The following is a 21,422-nucleotide window of genomic DNA, read 5'->3' on the forward strand; positions in this document are numbered from 1 at the left end:
CGTCGATACGCCCCGAAATCTTCCGCGCGCCCGGGGCGTCCATGGGCTCGGTCTCGATCTCCATGATCGCGAACACGCGGTTCGCGCCGAGGCCCTCCGAGGTAAGGGCCGCGACGGTCGTCTCGAGGTTGTCGCGCGAGCGGCTCGTCATGGTGCCGGGCCAGTATCGCGCCAATGGTCCCGGCTCAAGCATCGGCATCGAGCGCCTGTACAGCAACCTTGACTTTGCAGTCTATCACGCGCCGTTCACGGCGACGGACTTCCTCGCACCCAATATCTGGGAAGTCGATGCTTTCAGCACGCCGGTGAACGTCGTCAGCGCGGCGCTCGCCGTGGCCACGCGCTCTCCGGCCTGCGCGTAGGACGCGTCGGCGGACTCGAAGAAGCGCTCGCGCTCCTCCATCACCCGCAGATACGGCATCACGTACACGCGGCGCAGCGCGAAGTAGGTCGCGACGACTATCAGCATGACCGCGACGATCACGATCGGGTTGATCTGGTCGATCGGGTTGAGGTTGAGCTCGGCAGGATTCACGCCTGCCACCTCCCCAGGACGTAAGGCCGGTTACATCTTCTGCGAGATCACGAGCGTGACAACCAGGGTGTAGATACACAGCGCCTCGATGAGCGCCATGCCGATCAGCATCGCCGTGAAGAGCTGCGGTGCGATCTCCGGTTGGCGGGTCATTCCATCAATCGCCGACGTCGAGACGTGACGCATCGCGTAGGACGCGAACGCGGCGCCCACAGCGATCGGGATGATGGCGACCAGCGCGAGCAGGACGGTGTTGGTTTCCATGGCCTTAGGACCTCCCTTCGGGCCGTGCGTCGGGTGCGTGCTTCTTCTCGGCAGAGCTGTCGTGCAGCGCGTTGGCGAGGAAGCTCGTGGTGAGCAGCGTGAACACGAGCGCCTGCACGAACGCCGGAATGAGCCCAAGCGCATGCAGGATGAGCGGGATGCCCCACGGCACCACGAGGACCACGAGCGCTACGGTCATGTACTCGCCGGCGATGTTGCCGAACAGTCGCAGCGACAGCGACATGACGTCCGTGATCTCCGAGACCCACTGCAGCGGATTCGGCCACACCAGGTGCTTGAGCGTCTTGCCGGTGCCTTTGACAGCCGCCGAGACGACAAGCGTTGAGAGAACCGCGCACAACGCGAGTCCCAACGTCACCGAGAAGTGCGAGGTCGGCGGGCGGTTCACGATCGGAATCGGAATCATCGCCAGGAGGTTCGAGACCATGATGAACAGGAAGAATGTGGCCAAGAGCGGCGCCACGATGCCCATGATCCGGTCTCGGTTGTCCCCATGCGCCATGCCGCGCGCCTTGCCCACGAAGAACGACAGGACCGATTCGCCGAGGTTCTGGCGGGCACCGGGTGAGGTCGGCGACAGCTCGCCTCGTGCGAGCCACGCACCTGCGCCCACGAGAATGCCCGCCACCACGAGCGAGTTCACGATGACGACGAGCCCCCATCCATCGAGCGGCTTCATCCCACCTCACCGCCTCTCCCGCTGTGGCGCATCGTTCGATACGCCGCGAGGATGCTGCCCACGACGACGAGCGTCGTGTCGAACACGAGTGCTCCCGCGACGGTGCCGGCGAAGCCGTGCGCCATCGGAATGAGCAGCGAGGTCACGAGAATGCCGGCCTTCACGATGAGGCGGCCGGCGAGCATGATCATCGGCGCGACCGGATCGATGCGGCCCGCCGCGAGTTCGCGCCGGGCGCGACCCGTCGCCAAACGCACGAGCGCGACATCGACTGCGACTGCGATCAAACAGCCCACAGCGAACGCGACGCTCTTGAGCAGCAGCCCGCCGCCGAGTGCGATCACGCCGCCAAGACCCAGCGACCACGCCGCAATCTCGTCGAGGAACCCCCACGAGAAGCCGAACACCTCTTGCTGCTTCATGGCTGTCGCCCCCGTCGCCTAGAAGCCGTCGCGAAGTCGGAGCATGTCGCGCACCGCGGCAACGAGTGCGATCAACAGCCCGATGCCGATACCGAACGGGAAGGTGCCGAAGGCCTTGTCGGCGAGCCACCCGAAGAAGGCGCCGGCCGCAAGATACGCGGGCACAAGTGACCACACGGCGATAACGCGGAGAAATTCACGAGGAATGAGATCTACATCGCGGCCGGGCTCCGGATCGACCCTAATCGGACCCTGCGCGGTCGTGTGTGCCATCTGCGCCGCCCCCTCAGTTCGAGGTCACGCGGCTCCGCTGCTCACACTCGCTTCGAACGTTCACTGTAGCTCGGGTAACGGGGTCGTGGACCTGCCGGCACTAGGACCACTTGGTTACACCTTGTTTGTTCCCGAAACACCACCGGAGTAGCCCGTCTAACAAGAATCCACATAATCAAAAGCGAACACGTGTTCGACACGCGTCAGTGTGCGGTGCTACGCTCACTTCATCCTCGAATCGAACAGGAGTTCGCCCATGGACGCCGAGACCCACACACACGCCGCCAGCGTCGGCGAAGCGCCTGCCGCTCATGCTCCCGATGAGCTCGCTGAAACGCTGCTCGTCGACCTCAATCCCGAGCAGCGCGCGGCGGCTGCTCACGGCGACGGGCCGCTGCTCATCGTCGCCGGCGCGGGCACCGGCAAGACGGCGACCCTCGCCCACCGCGTCGCGCAACTCATAGCGCGCGGCACCGAGCCGGGCCGCATCCTCCTGCTCACGTTCACGCGCCGCGCGTCCGGCGAGATGATCCGCCGCGTCGACGGGATCTTGCGCTCGAGCGCCGAAAATGGCGGGCCGGAACTCTCCGGTGCCCGCGTCTGGGGCGGCACGTTTCACGCGGTCGCCGCGCGGCTGTTGCGCATACACGCGCGCGACATCGGTATGGAGCCGGACTTCACGATCCTCGACCGGGGCGACGCCGAGGACCTCATGCACCTGGCTCGCACCGAGCTGGGCCTCGGCCGCGGCGGCAGCCGCTTTCCGCAGAAGTCGACGTGCCTCGACATCTACTCACGGTGCGTCAACGCGCAAGCGCCGCTGGCCGAGATGCTCGCGAGCGCGTTCCCGTGGTGTCGCAAGGCCGAGGACGACCTCAAGCGACTCTTCGCGCGCTATACCGACATGAAGGAAGAGCAGCAGGTACTCGACTACGACGACCTGCTGCTCTTCTGGCACGGTCTGCTCGGCGACCCCGACGCCGGACAGCGGGTGCGCGAGCGCTTCGACTGTGTACTCGTCGACGAGTACCAGGACACCAACGTGCTGCAAGCCGATATCGTCTCTCGGCTGCGACCAGACGGCACGGGCGTGACCTGCGTGGGTGACGACGCTCAGGCGATCTACAGCTTCCGCGCCGCCACGGTGCGCAACATCCTCGACTTCGAGCTGCGCTTCCCCGAAGCCGAGGTCGCGACGCTCACCCGCAACTACCGCTCGACCGCACCCATCCTCACCGCGACCAACGCCGTCATCGCCGAGGCGACCGAGCGCCGCGACAAGGACCTGTGGACCGCCCGGGAGGGCGGCGGGCGCCCATCGCTTGTCACCTGCCGAGACGAAGCCGAGCAGACCCAGTGGCTCTGCGACCGCATCCTCGATCACCGCGAGCAGGGCACGCTCCTGAAGCACCAGTGTGTCCTGTTCCGCGCGCAGCACCATTCGATGGCACTTGAGATGGAGCTTTCACGTCGCAACATCCCGTTTCGCAAGTACGGCGGCCTGCGCTTCGTCGAGATGGCGCACGTCAAAGACCTCGTGAGCTTCCTGCGGCTCGCCGAGAACCCCCGCGACGCCATGGCCGGGCTCCGAGTCGCCGGGTTGGTGCCGGGTATCGGCCCGCGCACCGCTTCGGCGCTCATGACGGCGCTCGCCGAAGGCGGCGGCGACTTCGAGAGCTGGGTCGGCGTCGACGTGCCTGAGGCCGCCAGCGAGATCTGGCCCGGTGTCGTCTCGCTCATGAGAGCGCTGGCAAGTGCGGGGCCCGGCGAGGTGCCGGCTCAGGTGTGCGCGGTGCGCGAGGTGTACTCCCCACTGCTCGAACGCCGCTACGACAACGTCGCCGCCCGGCTGCGCGACCTCGAGCAGATCGAATCGCTCGCCAGTCGCGCTCCCGACCGTTCGCGCTTCCTGTCCGAGCTCGCGCTCGATCCGCCTTCGTACACGCAGGACCTCGCGGGCCCGCCGGTACTCGACGAGGACTACGTGATCCTCTCGACCATGCACTCCGCCAAGGGACTCGAATTCGACTGCGTCTACGTCATCCACGCCGCCGACGGAAACATCCCAAGCGACATGGCGACCGGTTCACCCGAGGAGATCGAAGAGGAGCGGCGGCTGTTCTACGTCGCATGCACTCGTGCGAAGAACCACCTCTACGTGAGCCACCCGCTGCGCTACTACACGCAGCCGTGGGGCAAGTCCGACAACCACGGCTACGCCCAGCGCACGCGCTTCCTCACCGAATCCGTGATGCCGCACTTCGTGGAGTTCCAGGCCTCACCCGAGACACTCGCCGAGGACGATGCGCCGGCACCACAGACCACAAGCGCGAGTATCCGTGCGGGCGTGCGCGGGTTGTGGGAGTGACGCCCCGTTCTACGGCTCGATGATTACCTTCACGCTCTCGCCTGCACCCGCAACGAGGCCGAAGCCTTCGGCGGCGCGCTCGAGCGGAAGCCTATGTGTGATGAGGTCGTCGACGCGGACGCGGCCGGTCGCGATGAGCTCCATCGCCATGGCGAGATCGGCCGGCGCTGCGCCATAGGCGGTGCGCACGGTGACCTCTCGGCGCCACAGCTCGTTGAGCGGCATCGGGTGATCCTGACCGGGTGCCGGCACCGCGAACACGATGAACGTCGCACCGTTGTCGAGACACGCGAGCCCCTGGTCGATCGCGCTTGAGGCCCCGGTGCCGAGAATGACGAGGTCGGCAAGGTTGCCGTCGTTGGCTTCGCGCAGCAGCTCGGGCAGTTTGTCGCCGGCCGCTACCGCGTCGAACGCCTCGGCGGCACCGCTCCTGTGCGCCCAGTCGAGCCGATACGGCGACACGTCGGTGGCGAACACGCGGCCCGCACCCAACGCGAGCGCGAGTCGGATGTGAAGCAGCCCGCTGATGCCGCTGCCCATCACGAGCACCGTCGAGCCCGGACGCACGCCGGCGCGCACCTGCGCACGCACCACGCACGCGAGCGGCTCGACGAAGCTGCCCTGCTCGTAGGTCATCGAGTCGGGCATCGTGAGGATGCCTCGGTCGGTCTGCAGCGCGGGCACGCGCACGTACTCGCTGAAGCCGCCTGGATCGAAGTTGGTTGTGTGCAGCGTGTGGCACGCGGTGTGGTTGCCGGTGAGGCAGTAGCGGCAGGTGTTGCACGGCACGTGATGCGAGACCACGACGCGGTCGCCCACGGCTACGCCACTCACACCCTCGCCCACCGCGACCACGTCGCCCGCGATCTCGTGACCAAGCACGATCGGCGCCTTGGGCACGCGATACCACTCGAGCACGTCGGATCCGCACACACCGCTCGCCCGCACGCGAACGAGCGTCTCGCCCGCACCGATCGCAGGCACCGCACGCTCTTCGACACGAACGTCGGAGTTGTTGTGGTAGACCGCGACGCGCATCGCGGCGGGCAGCTGCTCAGGCGTCATACGCTAGAACTTCCGGTCCGCGGCGACGTCATCTGCCGAGACGCCCGCGCCCGCACCGCTTGCGGCCTTCTCATCGGCGTAGATCTCGTAGGCCTCGTTGACGCTGGCGTTGTCATGCACGACGGCCCGAACCGCCTTGATCATCCCGACGGGTGAATCCGACTGGAAGATGTTGCGACCCATGTCGACGCCGGAGGCGCCGCTAGCGATGGACTGGTAGGTGAGCTCGAGCGCCTCGCGCTCCTCAAGCTTCTTGCCACCGGCGACCACGATCGGCACGGGGCACCCGGCGACGACCTTCTCGAAACCATCGCACAGGTACGTCTTGACGATGTGCGCGCCCATCTCGGCGGCGATACGCGTGGCGAGTCCCAGGTAGCGCTGGTCGCGCACCATCTCCTTGCCCACCGCGGTCACGGCGAGAACCGGGATGCCGTAGCGCTCACCCTTGTCGACGAGCTTGCCAAGGTTCTTGATCGTCTGATGCTGGTGATCGGATCCCACGAAGATCGACATCGCCATGCCGGCGGCGTTGAGGCGGATGCACTCCTCGACGCTCGTGATGAGCGTCTCGTTGGAGAGGTCGTCCTCAAGCACCGAGTTGCCGCCTGAGACTCGCAGCACGATCGGAGTGGCGGTGCGGTCGTCGACGCAGTTGCGCAGCACGCCGCGGGTGAGCATGAGCGTATCGGCGTAGTCGATGAGCGGCGCGATGGCGCCGGCGGCGTCGACAAGGCCGGTCGTGGGGCCCTGGAAGTAGCCGTGGTCGACCGCGAGCATGACGGTGCGGTTGTCGCCCGGACGGATGATGCGAGCGAGGCGGTTCTCGAGTCCCCAGGACATAGCGGTGCTCCTTGGCGTCGGAAGTGGCTGTCATGCGAACGCGCACGAGGCGGTGCACGCGGCGTGGTAATGATACCCGACCGCGGGAACGCGCCCACCTCCTGCGCTACACTCGCAGCGAACATGGGCTGCGACGCACGAGAGGACCGCCATGACCAGCCGAGTCGCGCGACACACGACGCCAGCGGCCTTCACGCCCGCGTCCGCGGCCCTCGGTCTCGTGCTAACGCTCGCTGCATCCCTCGCCCTCGCCGCCAGCCTCACTCTCCCCTCGGCGGCACTCGCGAAGAGCTACTCGATGGGACCCGTCGCCATCGATGCGCGGGTCGCCAACGACGGTACGCTCTCTGTCCGAGAGGACCGCACCTTCGACTTCTCGGGGGACTACACGTTCGTGTATTGGGACCTTGGCACGAAGGGCGCCGAGAGCGTCACCGTGAAGGGGCTCTCGGAGATCATCGGCTCCACCGAGCGACCGTACACGCTCACCACCGAGCCGGACGCCAAGGAGACGCGAATCCCCGATACCTACTGGGTCGTCGACTCGGGTGACACGGTCTCGGTGTACGCGTTCTTCGCGAAGTCGGACACGTCGGCAACGTTTCGACTGACCTACGACGTCGCCGGTGCGGCCAAGCGCTACGAAGACGTGAGCGAGCTCTACTGGCAGTTCATCGGCAGGGGCTGGGGCGCTTCGGCGACCGACATCTCGGTGCGCATCGAGCCACCTGCACCGCTCACCAAGGCCGACGTCCGTGCGTGGGCGCACGGCCCGCTCACTGGCACCGTCACGATCGCCGATGACGGAGTCGTCGATCTCGCGCTGCCTGAGCTCCCGTCCGAGACGTTCGTTGAGGCACGCGTGCTCTATCCGGCTGCCGCGCTCGCTGCAGCACCGGTCATCCCCCAGCAGCGCGAGGCGAAGGTGCTCGCCGATGAGGGCAGGCTCGCCGATGCCGCGAACGCCGCCCGCGATCGCGCGCGCAACCTCGTGCGCAACCTCACGCTCGCGACGTGGTTCGTCTCACTGCTCACGCTCGGGTTCGCCCTGTGGGCGTTCTGGCGATACGGCAAGGAGTACAAACCGTCCTTCACCGAGAAGTACTTCCGAGAGGACCCGCGTCCTGATCTCCAGCCTGCCGTCATCGGAGCGCTGTGGCGTTCGGGCAAGGTGGAGGACGCCGACATCGGCGCAACTCTGATGAGCCTCGCCGACAAGGGCGTCATCCAGGTTGAGCCAGACACCGCGCCCAAGGTGTCGTGGTTCGGCGGATCGAAGACGCAAGAGACGCTGAGACTGACCCTCGTGCGCGAGGGAGCTGCGCCGAAGTCCGTCGCTGCGGACACCGCGCGTCCGACCGCGGTGCACACCGGGCCGCCCGAGCCGGATGAGGCGACCGAGGTCGATCTCGACGCGGTCGAGGGCGAGGACGTCGAGGAAGCGCCGCGAGGACGTCAGGCGAAGTCGCGGGCGAAGAAGGATGCCGTCGCTGCGGCGCGGCGTCGCGCAGATACACTCGATGAGCTCGAGGGCAAGCTCGTGCGTCTCATCTTCACGCATGCGGCCAAGGACGGGCGCAGCGCGACGATCGAGGACATCAAGGACTACGCGATGGAGCACCCGAAGGGGTTCGCAAGCGACGTTGAGCACTGGAAGGATGCGGCAAACGAGCGCGTCGAGGCGCTCGGACTCATCGAGTCGGCCGGCCACGGCTGGAACGTCGCCATGTGGACGCTATGCATCTTCCTCGCCGTGGGCGGACTCTTCGTGAGCGCGTTCCTCTGGAGCCTGTGGGCGATGGCCGTGGCGCTTCCCTGCGCAGGCGTGATCGCCCTGATCGCGCCGCGTATGTCACGGCGCACGCAGGCCGGGGCCGACCTCTACGCGCAGTACAAGGCGGTCGAGCGCTTCCTGCGCGACTTCTCGCACCTAGATGAGGCTCCGCCGGCATCGGTAGCGATCTGGAACCGCTTCCTCATCTTGGCCGTGATCTTCGGCATCTCCGAGAAGGTCATCGAACAAATGCGCGTAGTGGTGCCGCAGGTCATCGATGACCCGGCCTTCCGAAACACCTACTGGTGGGCCTATGCGCAGACCGGTGGCAACACGCCGATCAGCTCGCTGTCGGCTGGATTCGCCAGCGCATCTCAGGTCGCCTCAAGCATGAACTCGTCATCATCGGGCGGTGGGGGCGGCTTCTCTGGCGGCGGGGGTGGCGGTGGCGGTGGTGGCGGCGGAGGCGCGGGCTGATTCACCCGCTACTTCGGGGCGAACACCAGCAGCGTGTTGTTGCCGTTGTCGCCGAGCACGAGCTTTCCCTCGTTGATCTCCCACGTGCGCACTTTCGCCATCTCGGCGAAGAAGCGGGCTTCCTGCGTCATGGCAGGCTCCGGTCCGGCCATCTCTGTGGCGGCGAACTGCGAGAACTCGAGCGCTGACCCCTTCGCCTCGTATGTGCCGCTGTAGGAGTTGACGCCGCCGTTGCCGCTCGCCGTTCCGTCAGCGAGCGTGAGTACCGTGGTGACATCGGATGCGACCGGCTCGAGTGCAGAGACGCCGCCAAACGCCGCGAGCGTCCAGCTGCCTTCAAGGGCACTCGTATCCGGGCCGCTTACGCAGCCCCCGAGAGCGACCACGCCAATCAGCAGTGCCCCGACAACCATCATCGCGTAGGCCTGTCGCTTCATCTCACTGCCTCCGTCCGAGAGCTGGGCAATCCTTCAACATCTCCAGCGTAGCGCGCCAGCCTCGTCCGTGCTCGCACTCAACTACGCGTACGAGCACGAGATCGGGCCACTACAGCAACCGCTGCAACCCCTCGACGAACCGATCGATGTCCTGGCGCGATGAGAGCGAAGTCAGTCGCATTCTGTCGAGTAGTGCAAGGTGCGCTCCACCCATCGCCGCAGCGATCATGTGCGCCTCGAAGGCTGCCGTGGAGTCGCCGTCGATTGCGGCCGGGTACGGCGCGAGTGTCTCGTCGTCGGCTGCCCGCAAGAGCTCAAGCACAAGACCGTTCACCTTCTTGACCTTCTCGAAGTCAATCCAATCACACGTGTCCGAGCAGCTGTGATAGTGCCCACCCCTCTCGCACGTGAGGAACAGGTAGGGCTGGCCGGCGCGCCGAAAGACGTGGTGATCCGAGAGGTCTCCCCCGCCGTAGCGATTGAGCGTCGCGAACACCGGAAGTGTGCTGCGCGCCGATGCGCGCTCGAGCGCCGCCGGCAGATGACCCGCGCTCTCGGCACCCGTCGCAAATACGAGGTTCGCGAGATCTGGAAACGCCGTGTCGATGCCGGGCGCGGCAAACCGCACCGCGTGCCCAATGAGGTCCATGATGACGGCGCATCGGAAGTCCAAACCGCGACAGTGATCGGTGACGAAACGTGTGGATCCCATGCAGTCGCTGAGGAAGAACGGCGGCTCTTCGGAGTCGAATATCGCGATGATCACGTCGCGGTCGAGCGGCACGGCCACCAGCTCTTCTGCCACCGCAAGGCACACAGCGACGGCTGTCGCGTTGTCATCGGCACACGGGGCGGGTATGACGCTGTCGTAGTGCGCGCCGACCAGCAACGGCGGCTTGCCGCGATCGGCCCCCGGAACCACTCCGACGATGTTGGTGAAGTCGACCTGGCCGAGCAGCCCGCCGCAGTGTCGCGAGAACGGCAGTTCGAAGCTCTCGCCTGCGAACGGCGTCAGACCTATCTCACCCATGCGCGCGACGACGTGGTCTCGTGCGACATCGTGCCCCTCACTGCCGACGAGCCGACCATCCGGCAGTGCGAGCGCGCGCGTGTCCGACTCGATGCTCGAATCGCTCATATCCTGTCCGTCCCCTCGACGTGCCATGCGCCCCTACACGCAGTAGACACCGCGGGTCTGACATCGGATTCGGTGGCCGTGAGATTGCGGAACATCACGCAGTCGACGCCCGTCCCGGAGCAGTGCGGGGCGGGCGTCTTCGCGCTACGGGACGACGCGGTCCTGCGGGTACACGCCCGCTGATCCCGGCAGCGGCAACGGCTTGATCGGCAGCACAGCCATCGCCCACGCGGCAATCGCGAACATGACGAACGCCGCAGCCCCAAGCGGGAACCCGAGAAGCGCATTCCGCCCCACGGCGAACAGGAAGATCCCGGCCGAGGCGTTGTACATGCCGTGCACGACAGCCGGCCCGAGCAGCGATCCCGTGAGACGGCGCGACTGGTACTCGACGAACGCGAACGGCACCAGGACCAGCGTCATCGTAATCGAGCCGAGCAGCGGCTGGCCCGGATAGTTGTAGCCGATCATCACGATGATGGGCGCGTGCCACACGCCCCACATCAAGCCGATGAGCACGTTCGCCTTGAACTCGCCGAGCGGCGCGAGCAGGTCTTGTAACACGCCCCGCCAGCCGTACTCCTCGCCAAACGCGAACAGCGCGTTGATCGTGAAGCCCGCGACGATACCGGCGACTGCGACCTGCACATAGATGATCCACCATGGCGGCATCTGAGCCAGCATGTCAGGCGTGAGCTCGTATCCTGCGGGAAGCAGCAACTTCAGGCCTGCGAGGAATGACGCCTGATCGGTGGGTAGCACTCCCATCCCAGGGATGCGCGCCACGTTTCCCAGCAGGAATCCGACGCCGATGACCCCGATCATCAGGAAGGCCCACCAGCCGAGTCCTACGAGAACGACACGCACGATGCGTGGTTTGAACTGCACGAACACCTTGCTGACCAAGAACCCGCGCTTGGCGACCGCCTCGACCACCAGACCGGCGATGAGCGGTGCGGGCATGTACAGGAACGCGATGAGCCACTGCACCGCCGGATTCACGAAGACGTTGCCGCCCATACGCGCTGCAATGACTGAAATCAGCGCCGCAAGCCCAAACGCGATGGCGTAGAAGAGGGCGACGAGTCCCCATCGGACGCGCTGCGGAGGCTCTTGGGTGACTGACTCCCCCACTGCCTGCACGACGGGCGCGTCAACTTCGGTCGATATGTCCTGCACGCTCTCCCCAATCCCCAGATCTGCCGCTCGGGAGCACGCGCTGACGCTTTACCGGGTCACGCCCGGTAGCTCACGCCTCAACCGCCCCCGCCACCACTGCTGCTTCCACCACCGCTGCACGCCGAGCTCGCGACAGATGGGACCGACCACACGCGCCGAGTCTTCTCGCCGCACTCAGGGCACGGTTCCTCTCGCGTCGCCTCGGCGATGCGCTTGTTCACACTGAACTGGCACTCACACTCGGTGCACTTGTAATCGTACTCCGGCACTACGACCTCCTGAAGCTACCTGCGAACGTCATCTGCTGCGACGCGATCGAACGCGAGCGCCGACAGTGCGCTGAGCACCGCGGGCACTTCCACGGCACCAGTGCACACGAGCTGACCCTCGATCAGAACGAATGGCGACGGTACCCCCGTCACGACGGCATCGAGCGCCAGATCGCGCTCAACACCCATGAGGCTGTACAGGTCCGTGTTGCGCACCACGAATCCGCCTCCGAGCGCGGCGTCGATCTCACGCTGCAACCGATCGATCTGCATCGCGACGGGCATCCCGCACGCCGACTCCTCGCCGAGAAAGTCGACCTCACCCATCACCTGGGCTTCGAACCACAGCGCATCGGAAAGACCTTCCGACCGGGGGTCTCCCCCGCCGCTTCAACTGCAGTCGTCGAGGTCGACGACCTTGATGATGATGTCAGACACGAAGTCGCCTCCAGCTCTCACGCAGCTAGTCGCGGTCCTTGGGGCCGATGGACGGCTCGAACTCCACGATCTCGAAGCGAGTGGTCACGTTGACCTGCGGGCCGAGGCTGCCCTTCACCGAGCAGTACTTCTCCTCGGAGAGCTGGATCGCCTGGGCAACAGAGCTCGGCTTGATGCCGACGCCGGTCACGGTGTAGATGACCTCGATGGTCTCGTAGTAGTGGGGGTAGTCGTCGACGAACGGCTCGCCGCGAACCTCGATCTCAACGCCGCGTACGTCCTCGCGCTTCTTCTCGAGGATCGAGACGACGTCGACACCGGTGCATCCCGCCATGCCGAGAAGGAGCAACTCGACGGGCCTCCATCCGGTGCCTTCGCCGGTACCGGTCGCCGGCGTGTCCATCACGATGCCGTGCTGCTTGGAGTCCCAGCCGACAAACTGGCGCTTCTTGGTCCAACGAGCGTTGACGACATCCATGCGTAGGTCCTTTCGTGGGGGCGCGTGATTCGGTGGGGCGTGAGCGAATGGTGCAGGTTAGTGCCCTTGGCAGGCGTTGTCCGCACCGAACTCGATGCGCTTACCGCCCAAGAACGCCTCGACCGCCGCACGCGGCGTGGGCGACACATCGTCGAACAGGGGCGTCATGCCGTTGGCGCTCATCGCGCGAAGCGGACCGCCGCCCATACCGACGACGATGGCCGTGCTGACGCCGGCTCGGGCCAGCATCGCAACCGTCATCCCGCAGCCGCCGTGCTCGTGCGGCGGGTTGACGACGACTTCGCTTCCGGCGATTGAACCGTCCGTGACCTCAACGACAGTGAACGAATCAGCGTGACCGAAGTGCGCGGAGCGTTCTGCATCCAAACCGCCGGCGCCATTCGAAGGAATCGCGATCTTCAGTGTGCCTGTCATGTCGCTTGCCTCTCTGATCCTCGGAGCTTGATGACCGTTGCGATACGCACTCGGCGTAGCGCACGGAATTGCTTCGTACTATACCCCCTAGGGTATCACAGGGGCGTCGGCGATTGCCACGGGCGCCACTGGACCAAATACCCGATCGGTGGCCTTCACATACCATGCCGCGGACTGAACTTGGACGATGTAGGCGAGCGCGAGCACGAGCGCAGCCTCCGGACCAAACTGCGCCACCGCGATACCGAGTGCGATCGAGAGGTTACGCATGACCGTGCCATAGACGACCGCGATCGCGTCACCGCGCGGGAGCATCGCTCGGCCGATGACCGTTGAGAGGACGAAGTTGACCCCGTAGAAGATCACGAGCGGCACCGCGATGACCAGAATCATCCGGGGATTGCCCAGGATCATCTGCGCTTTCAAGCCAATCGCCACGAACACGATCGCGAGCACGCCGAGCGTCGACACGCCCGGGAAGATGGGAGCGATCTCCTTGGTGAAGCGCTCCTGCCCCACCCTGCGAGTGATCGCGACGCGCGTCAGCACGCCTGCGACCATGGGCACGCCCACCACGAGCAACACCGTCTGCAGCACGCCGAGCAGATCGACGGGCACGACCTTGCCGGCGAACGCCGAGAGGTACAGCGGCGCCAGCAGCGATGCAGCGATCAGTCCGATGACGGTCATCTTGACCGCGGCTGCGACGTTGCCCTTGGCAAATCCCGTCCACGAGATCGTCATGCCGCTTGTGGGGAACAGCCCCGCGAGCACCATCCCCACGTACAGTCCGGGCTCGTCACGGAAGAAGAGCATCGCGAGACCCCAGGCGATGAGCGGCAGAGCGACAAAGTCGAGTGCCATCGCGATACCGACCGCCTTGGAGTCCTTCATGTTGAAGGCCTGGACGGGGCGGAAGTTCACGAGCATCGGGTAGACCATGAACATCGTGAGCGGGAGCACGAGCACCTTGGCGCCCGACAGGTCGAAGAGCTTGCCCGCCACCAGCCCAAGGATCATGGCCAGCGGGATCAAGATGACGAGCTGCTTGGACAGTCCCGTGAGCATCCGTACGAGTGGATTTGCTGCTTGCGTGGTCACACCGTCTCCTTCCGGGCTGCGAAATGAGGACGGCAGCCTGACCGAACGGCGGGACCGTATACCCTCGGGGGTATTCTAGACACATGCCGACCCGGATGCAAAGCAGCGCCGCCGCCGGCTCTGGCTCTCGGGCTATCCCCGATGGATCACCCGAGGATGAGCGGAAGGCAGAAGCCGAGTACGACGCCCACTGCGACGAGGTTGCCGCCGCGTTGCACTGCAAACGGCATCATCGAGACGGCGATCATCGACAGCAGGCCGCCGGCTGCAAGCGCAGCCATCCTGTCGCCGGTGATGTCCGAGAAGTAGTTCGCCAGTCCCCATCCAAGTGCGGATGCGACCCCGCACGCGACGAGAACCAGGCTCCACATCCCTACGAGCTTGCCCCGCTTCCAGCCGGCCCGCGCGAGGTCGGCTGACGGAGCGAGCGCCTGCGGGAAGTTGGAGATGAACACGGCGATCAGAAAGCTGGGCGAAAGCGGAAACGCCGTGGCCACCTGGATGCCGAAGATGACCGATTCGGGCACGCCATCGACGATCGATCCGACAACGATGCCCATCGCCTGCCCGGAGCCCTCTTCCGAGAAGCGCTTCTCGACGATCCAGTCCCCCACGAGGAAGACGGCGGCGCCCAGCAGCATCCAGAGCCCGAACTCCCACCCGGCAAGACCTTTGGACTCCGCGACCAGATCGAATGCGACCGCCTCGATGAGCGAGCCGACACCGAAACCGGCCATCAGGCCGATCACTTTGTCCGACAGGGTGAAGCGGTACACGATGAGACCGCTGATCACCAGCGCTAGCTGGGCGACTACAGCAATACCGATTGCCTCAAGCATCCGGACTCCCCGTCCCCTGAACGGCCCGCTGGGTCAGCGTAGCAGACAGGCGGTTGTATATCGGGGCCGAGGTCCCCAGCTCCGGCTACTGAGCTGCGGAGAGCAAGCCCACGAGGGCGTAGGCTCGATCGAGTGACAGCTTCGCGACGTTGCCTTGGGCCAGAAAGGCGTGAAGGTTCCCCGGGTTGAGCCCCAGGGACTTGGCCATCTGGTAGCGAGATACGTGGCGAGTGGGCTCAAGCTCCAAGACACGCTCACGCGCAACTCGCTTGAGGTCGGCGTCGCGAAGGTGCGCGTCCCGGCGGACCACGTAGCTTCGCCAGACCTTGCGGTATTCCGGTCTTAGCTGTGAATCTTCACTGCCCAAAGCCGATTCGAGTGCGCCTGAGTCGTGCAGCTTCTCGAGCAACTGCAGTTCGTTGCTTAGGTGCGGCTTTGACTCCAGCTCCGGAAGGAGCGTGCCCGAACGACCGGATACGACCGCAAACAGAAGGAGCGGCTCCACGACGCGAGGGTGAGTTCGAGCGCACGCCCACAAACGAGTCGGGCTGCTCGATCGGCTGTCGGCCAGATAGCCAACGTAGGACTTCAGATACCCCTCAAAGGTCAACTGCCTCATGGCTTGCACTCCTCTCTGTACGCATCGTAGGCACAAAGCAACTCGTGATAACGATCGTCGTTCATCGCGCTCAGCTTGGCTTCTTCGACCGAAGCGGCCAGTCGCTCCCAGTCAATCGCCTCCAGTACCGCGGGCTGCCGTATGTCATCGATGTCAGTCTCTCGGCTCGAGTACAACTTCGATACGACGAGATCCTCGAGCGCGAGCGTCTGACAACGAAGCGCCGTAAAAGGGAAGTCGACGAGGACGAGCCGGTCTTCGTAGTTGTACGGGAAGTTCGGCCCGTATGCGGCAATCTGGCCATTCATGCCGAAACTCGCCATCAGCGATACAAGCTGCTTCGGGAACTTGAGCGCATCGATGTCCTCTGTCGGCCTCGTTATGACACCAAGTAGCACCATCGCCCCACCGCCGGCTATGACGAGCTCGAACACGCTGCCAGGGAAACTCAACTCGACAGCCCGATCGAGCTCCCGGAGTTTCGACAGCAACCTGTCACGATCCATGCCCGCCGCTTGAGTCATGGGGACCCTCTCACTCAATTTCCTATTGAAGAATACTATTCTTCAATACGAAATTGGTCAACCAAGGCCAGCTGTCCGGGCGGTTACGGGGCACGCCCCAGTCCGACGGTATCGGAGTCACTGGACTGGAGGGTCAGTAATCGCTTGATTGGGCTTGAGCAGTCCTAGTCCGTCGGGGTGTTGACCCGACGAGTGGGATGCGGTGAAGTCCTGCCTCTTCCCGACGGGTGCAGGGCCCAGTTATGAGTCAGGCACTCTGGCGCCAAGCAGTTCTTTCGCTTCGCCGATTGTCAGCGGCGGCCGTCGAAGATGAACGACCGCGTGACAGTTCGGGCAGATCGGTCGGAGGTCCTCCACCGGATCAACCGAGTAATTCGTCCGGATCTCCGACAGGGGCTTCAGATGGTGAACCTGAATGAATGCGGAGGCGATTGCGCCGTAGCGTTCATCGAAGGTCATCCCGCAAACGCTGCAGCTCCGGCCGAAGTGTCGCAAGCATGTCTCGCGTGCCGCCGAATTGCGCTCGTACTTGTTCACGTAGACCTGGCGCGAGCCGCCTTCAGGGAACTCGTCCGCGGAGCCCATCTCATCAGGGAAGCCGATGCCGCGCGCGCCTACAGCGGCGGACCACACCTCCTCCAGTTCAACGGCAAGGTTCGCGGGTATGCGCACTCCCGAAACCTGAGTGCTCCAGTGATAGCCGTCAAACGGTGGCATGTGCAGAACCTGCAGCGGCAACGTGGGTTGCTCGGAGAGCGCATCGAACGCGATATCAACGTAGTTGGCGACCATACCAGTGGCGGCCTTTTGCGGATTCCAGTGCGGCTCAGTGAATGGTTCTGACTTTGCCCAGCCCGATCCAACGATCCCCCTCGGCTCTTGGCCTAGTCGAATCAGGAAGAGCCGGTCGCCCGGTCGGATGCTTCGGCTGTGTCCGACACTCCACCGGACCCAAGACGATGCGGGTCGCTTCGCTCCCCGCAGTTCATCCTCGAGAGAACCCCACGGGTAGTTCTTGGGGTTCCAAGCCAAGAGGTACGTATTCAATCTCGCCCCCTACGTTGTGCACTTGGGGATAGGCATCGAGGCTTAGAGCTCCGTGTACTTGGTCGATACGCCACGCGCCTTGTCGACCGGATACTTCTCGCGGTTGCGGCCCAACTTCGCGGTTACGGCCGTTTCAACATCAACGCCAGTGTCAGCCGCCAGAAGCAAGGCGTAGATGAGTACATCAGCAAGCTCCTCCGCCAGTTCCTGTTGCTTGCTCTCGATTACCGCCGGCACGGCATCATCCGAGGCCCACTGGAACAGTTCAAGCAGTTCAGCTGCCTCGATGCTGATCGACGCCGCGAGGTTTCGCGGCGAATGAAACTGCTTCCAGTCGCGCTCATCCCGAAACTCCAGAATCTGCTGCGTGATTGCCTCGAGACTCATCTGCTCGCTCCCCCATCTTCTGCCGCCATCAACCCATCGTTGAAACCGGCACGATACTCAGCTCGCCCGACCGGCAGCTTCGACTTAAGGTACTCCGCCAAGTGCGGATCAGTGCAGAACACGTAGCAGCCCTTCATGCCGCGCGTCATCAACACTCGGTACGTGTTGCGGATAACCTCGTCGGCGATTCGCTGGGCACGCGCAGGGTCCGACGCGGCTATCGACTTAATCCCCTTGAGCGAGGCATCGGTCCTAGCTCTTGCGGTGAAGTCGGTGGTTACCGCCCCGTCCGCCACGCGCATGTCATCGCCGATGATCACTCCTACGTAATCAAACTCGAGCCCTTGCGACGTATGCACGCATCCAACCTGGTCCACGGACCCTGGATCGATGGCCCATGTGCCGCTGTCGTTGACGTTCCAGCTGCGCGCAAAGTCGTGCTCGGCGATGACGACATCAGCATGATTGGGGTTGCCCTGCGTGGCCTTCGGCCACTCCCAGCAGTAGCCCGCGATTACGCGCGCTGGTGTACCGGCCTCGTCGCGCTCCTCGATAAGCCGGAACAACTCATGCGGGTCGTCGATGACTCGGAAGTCGTAGTCGAGATCATGAATCGCCTGCTCGGCCGCAAGAATCCCCAAAGTGTCATCCAGCCAGTCCAAGTACCCGTCAGACCCATTGCAGCGGAACTGCGAGCGTAGCTCGGTATGGTGAACTTCAGCGCCGAGGGCCGTAGCATGCTCGACGATGTCGCCGACGGAGCCAATGTCCTTGATGGTCACGCGCTGGCTCTCATCGATGAAGAACACGCTAAACCGTGACGCCGAGATGATCTCCTTGATCTGGTTCTCTCCGAGATTGCCGTACAGGCCTGACTTCTCGTTGAGCCGGTGCGCCTCGTCAACAATCAGCGCGTCCAGCGGCGCGCCCCTATGTTCGTAGTAGATGCCCGGCCCCTTGAAAAGTCCGTTGATGAACGACAGCGTGCGTTTGGCCCCGCGAAGCTTCTTCGCGTACACGTTCCGCGGCGCGCTGTTCTTCGACACATACTGAACAACCATGTCCTCGCCGGTCAGCCGCACAAGCAGGTTGACCGCGACGACCGACTTGCCGGTCCCTGGTCCGCCACGAACGATGAGTACCTGTCGAGTCCCAGTGGACTGCGCACGTTGCGCGAGCTCCACAGCCATCTCGAAGATGACCTTCTGGTCATCGATCATCACGAATTCCTGGTTGCCATCGAGCATGCTCGCAAGCGAATCCTGCAGCGACTTGCTCGGGCGCAGCCGGCCCGCCTCAATCTCGAAGAGCACGCGACCATGGTCGCCTCGGCTGATGTGGTCGCAGATGAACGCGCGCAGGCGCTTCGCATCGCCGCTACAAAACGCCGGTGCCAACTCTAGGTACTCAAGGTAGGACGGGTCTAGCAGCGGATCGTAGCCGTCGCCGAGCTTGTAGTTGTGCAGGTACGCGCACGGCGCGAGAACGACCTCACGCTGGCGAACCGCTTCGTTGTAGTCCTCAATCATCCGCGCATACGACCACGCCTGATACGAAGGATGACTGACGTTACGCTTGGCTCCTCCGGTGAAGGTACGAACGACAGCGTCCTGGCCCTCAACTAACTCGAGCTCCTGCCACTGCTTCAGCTCCACAATGACGGCGGCCTCAGCCTGTCCCTCGCCGTACCCCGAGATCAGGAAGTCGATTCGGCTGTTGGTGTACGGAACCTTGAACTCGATCGCTACGCCGCAGTCATCGGGAATTTCGGGCGCGATCAGCACGTTGTGCATGAACTGCATTGAGTTGCGCCAGGAGTTCACCTCGGCCACGTTCACTCGGTGAATGCGCTCTTCGAAGACCTCAGTGATGCGTTCGACAATCGCGTCGTTGGTGACATCATCGACAAAGTCGGCCTTTGTGGCTTGATAGACGAGCACTCAGCGCCCCCTGCACTCGAGACCTGCGCAGCCAGAGTGATGCTGCTGCGCCGAAGCATAGCAGCGGATCACGTGAGTGCATCACCCAAGAAGCGCGGGGCGATTCGAAGACTGTCTACCATAGCCATACGGTCATCGTGCTACCGCTACCGCACTCCATCCATATGTCGTAGTAGTCGGTCAGGGGCGCCGTGAAGGACCCTAGCTGCTCGGCATACATCCCCGGATACACTTCCGTTGACGGGTCCGCGTCCCCGCTAATCATCCTGAGCGTGCTCGCTTCGCTGTACAGCGAATAGACTTCGCCAGCGTAGAGTTTCAGTCGGATGTTCACCACGTACTCGTTAGCGGAGTCCCCGTCGTAGTCGTAGTACGCGGGCACCAGTTCGTCTGCTTCAAAGTGGAAGTGGCGATTAGTTCGCTTCTTGGCAGATGCGGACGGCCTGTAAGTTGCGTTGCCAGCGTATTTGACCTGCCACTGTCCGTGGTAGTCGGTTCCTGGCAGATTGAGATTGAAAGAGGCTGCGCCCGTTGAACTGGTCTTCTTCGACGCCTTCTTCACCCCGTTGTAATACAGCGACACGTACACGCCCTTCATCGCGCCGCCTGCAGACTTCTTCAGTGTTGCGTTCAGGACCGGCGATAGGTCGTAATGTTCCCAAGAGTAGCCGTTTGCGAGCGTGACACCGAGCTTCGTACCCTTCTTCGCCAAGGCTGTCGCCGGCATGCAGACGACCGAGAGTGCAGTAAGCGCGCATAGCATCAGGCACACAACGAAGCGACGTTTCACGTGGGACCCCCTAAATATGTCGCTGAGCACTGGCCCCCACCAGTAGCACCTCAGCGATGCCGATAGTCCATGAAGAGGATGGTACACCCAGCAGCGCGACTCGTCTCTACCGCGCCAGCACCTCGGCCAGCGAGTAGATCTCTTTGCGCAGCGGGTGCTGCCGCGCGTATGCCTCGGCGAGCGGGTACACGCAGATCTCGGAGCCGCGCAGCCCCACCGCCACGCCGGTGTCGCCAGCAAGCAGCGCGGCCACGGCCTTCTCGGCAAGGCGCGAAGCGTAGATGCGGTCGAACGCGCTGGGCGAACCGCCGCGCTGCACGTGCCCCAGCACCACGGCGCGCACGTCATGGCCGCACGACTTCTGCAGGTCCTCGGCAAGCCCGAAGGCGTGCCCGGCCCCCTCGGCGAGGATGATGATCGAGTGCTTCTTGCCGCGGCGCACCCCAGCGGCCACGGTGTCGCAGACGTCCATGAGGCACCACTCGACCTCGGGCACGAGGATGCAGTCGCCACCGGCCGCAAGGCCCGCGTACGTCGCGAGGATGCCGCTTGTGCGGCCCATGACCTCGATGACGAAGGTGCGCTCGTGGCTCGATGCGGTATCGCGCACCTTGCCCACGGCCTCGACCACGGTGTTGAGCGCCGTGTCGAACCCGATCGAGGTGTCGGTACCGGAGATGTCGTTGTCGATGGTGCCGGGCACGCCCACGCATGGCATGCCGGCCGCGGAAAGCTCCTCGGCGCCGCGATAGCTGCCGTCGCCACCGATGACCACAAGTCCGGTCACATCGGCGGACTTGAGGATCTGAGCCGCCTCGGCCACACCTTCGGGCTGCATGAAGCGCTCGGAGCGCGAGGTGCCCAGGAACGTGCCGCCACGGTCCAGGACGCCGCCCACGTCGCCCACCCCAAGCGGGTGGAACAGCCGCTCGAGCAGCCCCTCGTAGCCGTGCTCGATGCCTACACAGTCGGCACCGCCGGCGATGGCCGTGCGCACGACCGAGCGGATGGCGGCGTTCATACCGGGTGCGTCGCCGCCGCTCGTGAGAACCGCGATCCTCGGCCTGCCCAGCGTCATGC

General features: G+C 64.4%; 25 protein-coding genes and 1 pseudogene. 1 reads left to right on the forward strand and 25 read right to left on the reverse strand.

The annotated features are described in order from the left end of the window. From HGB10_08650 to HGB10_08675, 6 genes are all read right to left on the reverse strand, one after another. A partial coding sequence (locus HGB10_08650) for a hypothetical protein (GenBank protein NTU71869.1) occupies positions 1-193 on the reverse strand: 193 nt, incomplete at its 3' end. Between the two features lie 42 nt (positions 194-235). After that, entirely contained in the window at positions 236-535 is a 300-nt protein-coding gene (locus HGB10_08655; GenBank protein ID NTU71870.1) for a hypothetical protein, read from the reverse strand. Between the two features lie 30 nt (positions 536-565). Continuing rightward, positions 566-799: an ATP synthase F0 subunit C gene (locus HGB10_08660; GenBank protein NTU71871.1), complete on the reverse strand. Its 234-nt coding sequence runs from the start codon at positions 797-799 to the stop codon at positions 566-568. A 4-nt stretch (positions 800-803) separates the two neighbouring features. Further along, the gene (locus tag HGB10_08665) at positions 804-1,499 is read right to left on the reverse strand and encodes a F0F1 ATP synthase subunit A (GenBank protein ID NTU71872.1); all 696 of its coding nucleotides are present in this window, start codon (positions 1,497-1,499) and stop codon (positions 804-806) included. Next, on the reverse strand, positions 1,496-1,921 hold the full coding sequence (locus tag HGB10_08670) for a hypothetical protein (GenBank protein ID NTU71873.1): 426 nt from the start codon (positions 1,919-1,921) through the stop codon (positions 1,496-1,498). The genes HGB10_08665 and HGB10_08670 overlap by 4 nt, the downstream gene beginning before the upstream one ends. A gap of 18 nt (positions 1,922-1,939) precedes the next feature. Continuing rightward, a complete protein-coding gene (locus HGB10_08675; protein NTU71874.1) occupies positions 1,940-2,194 on the reverse strand; it encodes a hypothetical protein in 255 nt (84 codons plus the stop codon). Positions 2,195-2,450: 256 nt separating this feature from the next. Here HGB10_08675 and HGB10_08680 point away from each other — a divergent pair, with 256 nt between their 5' ends. After that, a complete protein-coding gene (locus tag HGB10_08680; protein ID NTU71875.1) occupies positions 2,451-4,562 on the forward strand; it encodes an ATP-dependent helicase in 2,112 nt (703 codons plus the stop codon). Between the two features lie 9 nt (positions 4,563-4,571). Here HGB10_08680 and HGB10_08685 read toward each other — a convergent pair whose 3' ends face one another. From HGB10_08685 to pfkA, 19 genes and pseudogenes are all read right to left on the reverse strand, one after another. Further along, positions 4,572-5,600, reverse strand: a complete 1,029-nt coding sequence (locus HGB10_08685) for an alcohol dehydrogenase catalytic domain-containing protein (GenBank protein ID NTU71876.1) — start codon at positions 5,598-5,600, stop codon at positions 4,572-4,574. A gap of 30 nt (positions 5,601-5,630) precedes the next feature. Further along, positions 5,631-6,470, reverse strand: coding sequence for a 3-hydroxy-5-phosphonooxypentane-2,4-dione thiolase (lsrF, locus tag HGB10_08690; GenBank protein ID NTU71877.1), 840 nt, complete (start codon positions 6,468-6,470; stop codon positions 5,631-5,633). A gap of 2,181 nt (positions 6,471-8,651) precedes the next feature. Then, positions 8,652-8,720, reverse strand: a pseudogene (locus tag HGB10_08695) (LysM domain-containing protein). Between the two features lie 9 nt (positions 8,721-8,729). Then, positions 8,730-9,158 (reverse strand): META domain-containing protein, encoded by a 429-nt coding sequence (locus HGB10_08700; protein ID NTU71878.1) that lies wholly within the window; start codon positions 9,156-9,158, stop codon positions 8,730-8,732. A 109-nt stretch (positions 9,159-9,267) separates the two neighbouring features. Further along, complete coding sequence (locus tag HGB10_08705; GenBank protein ID NTU71879.1) at positions 9,268-10,296, reverse strand: M28 family peptidase; 1,029 nt, start codon at positions 10,294-10,296, stop codon at positions 9,268-9,270. A gap of 144 nt (positions 10,297-10,440) precedes the next feature. Then, on the reverse strand, positions 10,441-11,475 hold the full coding sequence (locus HGB10_08710) for a CPBP family intramembrane metalloprotease (protein ID NTU71880.1): 1,035 nt from the start codon (positions 11,473-11,475) through the stop codon (positions 10,441-10,443). A 77-nt stretch (positions 11,476-11,552) separates the two neighbouring features. After that, complete coding sequence (locus HGB10_08715) at positions 11,553-11,744, reverse strand: zinc ribbon domain-containing protein (GenBank protein ID NTU71881.1); 192 nt, start codon at positions 11,742-11,744, stop codon at positions 11,553-11,555. Between the two features lie 15 nt (positions 11,745-11,759). Further along, positions 11,760-12,071: a hypothetical protein gene (locus HGB10_08720; GenBank protein NTU71882.1), complete on the reverse strand. Its 312-nt coding sequence runs from the start codon at positions 12,069-12,071 to the stop codon at positions 11,760-11,762. A 136-nt stretch (positions 12,072-12,207) separates the two neighbouring features. Then, a complete protein-coding gene (locus tag HGB10_08725; GenBank protein NTU71883.1) occupies positions 12,208-12,660 on the reverse strand; it encodes an OsmC family protein in 453 nt (150 codons plus the stop codon). Between the two features lie 57 nt (positions 12,661-12,717). Further along, the gene (locus tag HGB10_08730; GenBank protein NTU71884.1) at positions 12,718-13,083 is read right to left on the reverse strand and encodes a dinitrogenase iron-molybdenum cofactor biosynthesis protein; all 366 of its coding nucleotides are present in this window, start codon (positions 13,081-13,083) and stop codon (positions 12,718-12,720) included. A 99-nt stretch (positions 13,084-13,182) separates the two neighbouring features. Further along, positions 13,183-14,163 (reverse strand): arsenic resistance protein, encoded by a 981-nt coding sequence (locus HGB10_08735; protein ID NTU71885.1) that lies wholly within the window; start codon positions 14,161-14,163, stop codon positions 13,183-13,185. Positions 14,164-14,342: 179 nt separating this feature from the next. Continuing rightward, the gene (locus tag HGB10_08740) at positions 14,343-15,035 is read right to left on the reverse strand and encodes a hypothetical protein (GenBank protein NTU71886.1); all 693 of its coding nucleotides are present in this window, start codon (positions 15,033-15,035) and stop codon (positions 14,343-14,345) included. 85 nt (positions 15,036-15,120) lie between these two features. Then, the gene (locus HGB10_08745; protein ID NTU71887.1) at positions 15,121-15,654 is read right to left on the reverse strand and encodes a hypothetical protein; all 534 of its coding nucleotides are present in this window, start codon (positions 15,652-15,654) and stop codon (positions 15,121-15,123) included. Then, positions 15,651-16,178 carry a hypothetical protein gene (locus HGB10_08750; protein NTU71888.1) on the reverse strand — a complete coding sequence of 176 codons (528 nt, stop codon included), beginning with the start codon at positions 16,176-16,178 and terminating at the stop codon, positions 15,651-15,653. Before HGB10_08750 ends, HGB10_08745 begins: the two co-directional genes overlap by 4 nt. A gap of 240 nt (positions 16,179-16,418) precedes the next feature. After that, positions 16,419-16,970 (reverse strand): hypothetical protein, encoded by a 552-nt coding sequence (locus HGB10_08755; GenBank protein ID NTU71889.1) that lies wholly within the window; start codon positions 16,968-16,970, stop codon positions 16,419-16,421. A gap of 297 nt (positions 16,971-17,267) precedes the next feature. Continuing rightward, positions 17,268-17,612 carry a nucleotide pyrophosphohydrolase gene (locus HGB10_08760; GenBank protein NTU71890.1) on the reverse strand — a complete coding sequence of 115 codons (345 nt, stop codon included), beginning with the start codon at positions 17,610-17,612 and terminating at the stop codon, positions 17,268-17,270. Next, on the reverse strand, positions 17,609-19,552 hold the full coding sequence (locus tag HGB10_08765) for a DUF2075 domain-containing protein (GenBank protein ID NTU71891.1): 1,944 nt from the start codon (positions 19,550-19,552) through the stop codon (positions 17,609-17,611). Before HGB10_08765 ends, HGB10_08760 begins: the two co-directional genes overlap by 4 nt. 115 nt (positions 19,553-19,667) lie before the next feature. Next, positions 19,668-20,342 (reverse strand): hypothetical protein, encoded by a 675-nt coding sequence (locus tag HGB10_08770; protein ID NTU71892.1) that lies wholly within the window; start codon positions 20,340-20,342, stop codon positions 19,668-19,670. Positions 20,343-20,448: 106 nt separating this feature from the next. Then, positions 20,449-21,420, reverse strand: coding sequence for a 6-phosphofructokinase (gene pfkA / locus HGB10_08775; protein ID NTU71893.1), 972 nt, complete (start codon positions 21,418-21,420; stop codon positions 20,449-20,451). Positions 21,421-21,422: the final 2 nt, after the last annotated feature.

The organism is Coriobacteriia bacterium (genome assembly GCA_013334745.1).
Taxonomy (GTDB): Bacteria; Actinomycetota; Coriobacteriia; order Anaerosomatales; family JAAXUF01; genus JAAXWY01.

Coding starts and splice junctions, on each gene's coding strand:
- HGB10_08725 (NTU71883.1), bottom strand. CDS start 12,660: ATGGATGTCGTCAACGCTCGTTGGACCAAGAAGCGCCAGTTTGTCGGC.
- HGB10_08740 (NTU71886.1), bottom strand. CDS start 15,035: ATGCTTGAGGCAATCGGTATTGCTGTAGTCGCCCAGCTAGCGCTGGTG.
- HGB10_08660 (NTU71871.1), bottom strand. CDS start 799: ATGGAAACCAACACCGTCCTGCTCGCGCTGGTCGCCATCATCCCGATC.
- HGB10_08750 (NTU71888.1), bottom strand. CDS start 16,178: ATGACTCAAGCGGCGGGCATGGATCGTGACAGGTTGCTGTCGAAACTC.
- HGB10_08760 (NTU71890.1), bottom strand. CDS start 17,612: ATGAGTCTCGAGGCAATCACGCAGCAGATTCTGGAGTTTCGGGATGAG.
- HGB10_08680 (NTU71875.1), top strand. CDS start 2,451: ATGGACGCCGAGACCCACACACACGCCGCCAGCGTCGGCGAAGCGCCT.
- HGB10_08705 (NTU71879.1), bottom strand. CDS start 10,296: ATGAGCGATTCGAGCATCGAGTCGGACACGCGCGCGCTCGCACTGCCG.
- lsrF (NTU71877.1), bottom strand. CDS start 6,470: ATGTCCTGGGGACTCGAGAACCGCCTCGCTCGCATCATCCGTCCGGGC.
- HGB10_08720 (NTU71882.1), bottom strand. CDS start 12,071: ATGGGTGAGGTCGACTTTCTCGGCGAGGAGTCGGCGTGCGGGATGCCC.
- HGB10_08675 (NTU71874.1), bottom strand. CDS start 2,194: ATGGCACACACGACCGCGCAGGGTCCGATTAGGGTCGATCCGGAGCCC.
- HGB10_08685 (NTU71876.1), bottom strand. CDS start 5,600: ATGCGCGTCGCGGTCTACCACAACAACTCCGACGTTCGTGTCGAAGAG.
- HGB10_08700 (NTU71878.1), bottom strand. CDS start 9,158: ATGAAGCGACAGGCCTACGCGATGATGGTTGTCGGGGCACTGCTGATT.
- HGB10_08745 (NTU71887.1), bottom strand. CDS start 15,654: ATGAGGCAGTTGACCTTTGAGGGGTATCTGAAGTCCTACGTTGGCTAT.
- HGB10_08670 (NTU71873.1), bottom strand. CDS start 1,921: ATGAAGCAGCAAGAGGTGTTCGGCTTCTCGTGGGGGTTCCTCGACGAG.
- HGB10_08755 (NTU71889.1), bottom strand. CDS start 16,970: ATGGTCGCCAACTACGTTGATATCGCGTTCGATGCGCTCTCCGAGCAA.
- HGB10_08735 (NTU71885.1), bottom strand. CDS start 14,163: ATGCTCACGGGACTGTCCAAGCAGCTCGTCATCTTGATCCCGCTGGCC.
- HGB10_08665 (NTU71872.1), bottom strand. CDS start 1,499: ATGAAGCCGCTCGATGGATGGGGGCTCGTCGTCATCGTGAACTCGCTC.
- pfkA (NTU71893.1), bottom strand. CDS start 21,420: ATGACGCTGGGCAGGCCGAGGATCGCGGTTCTCACGAGCGGCGGCGAC.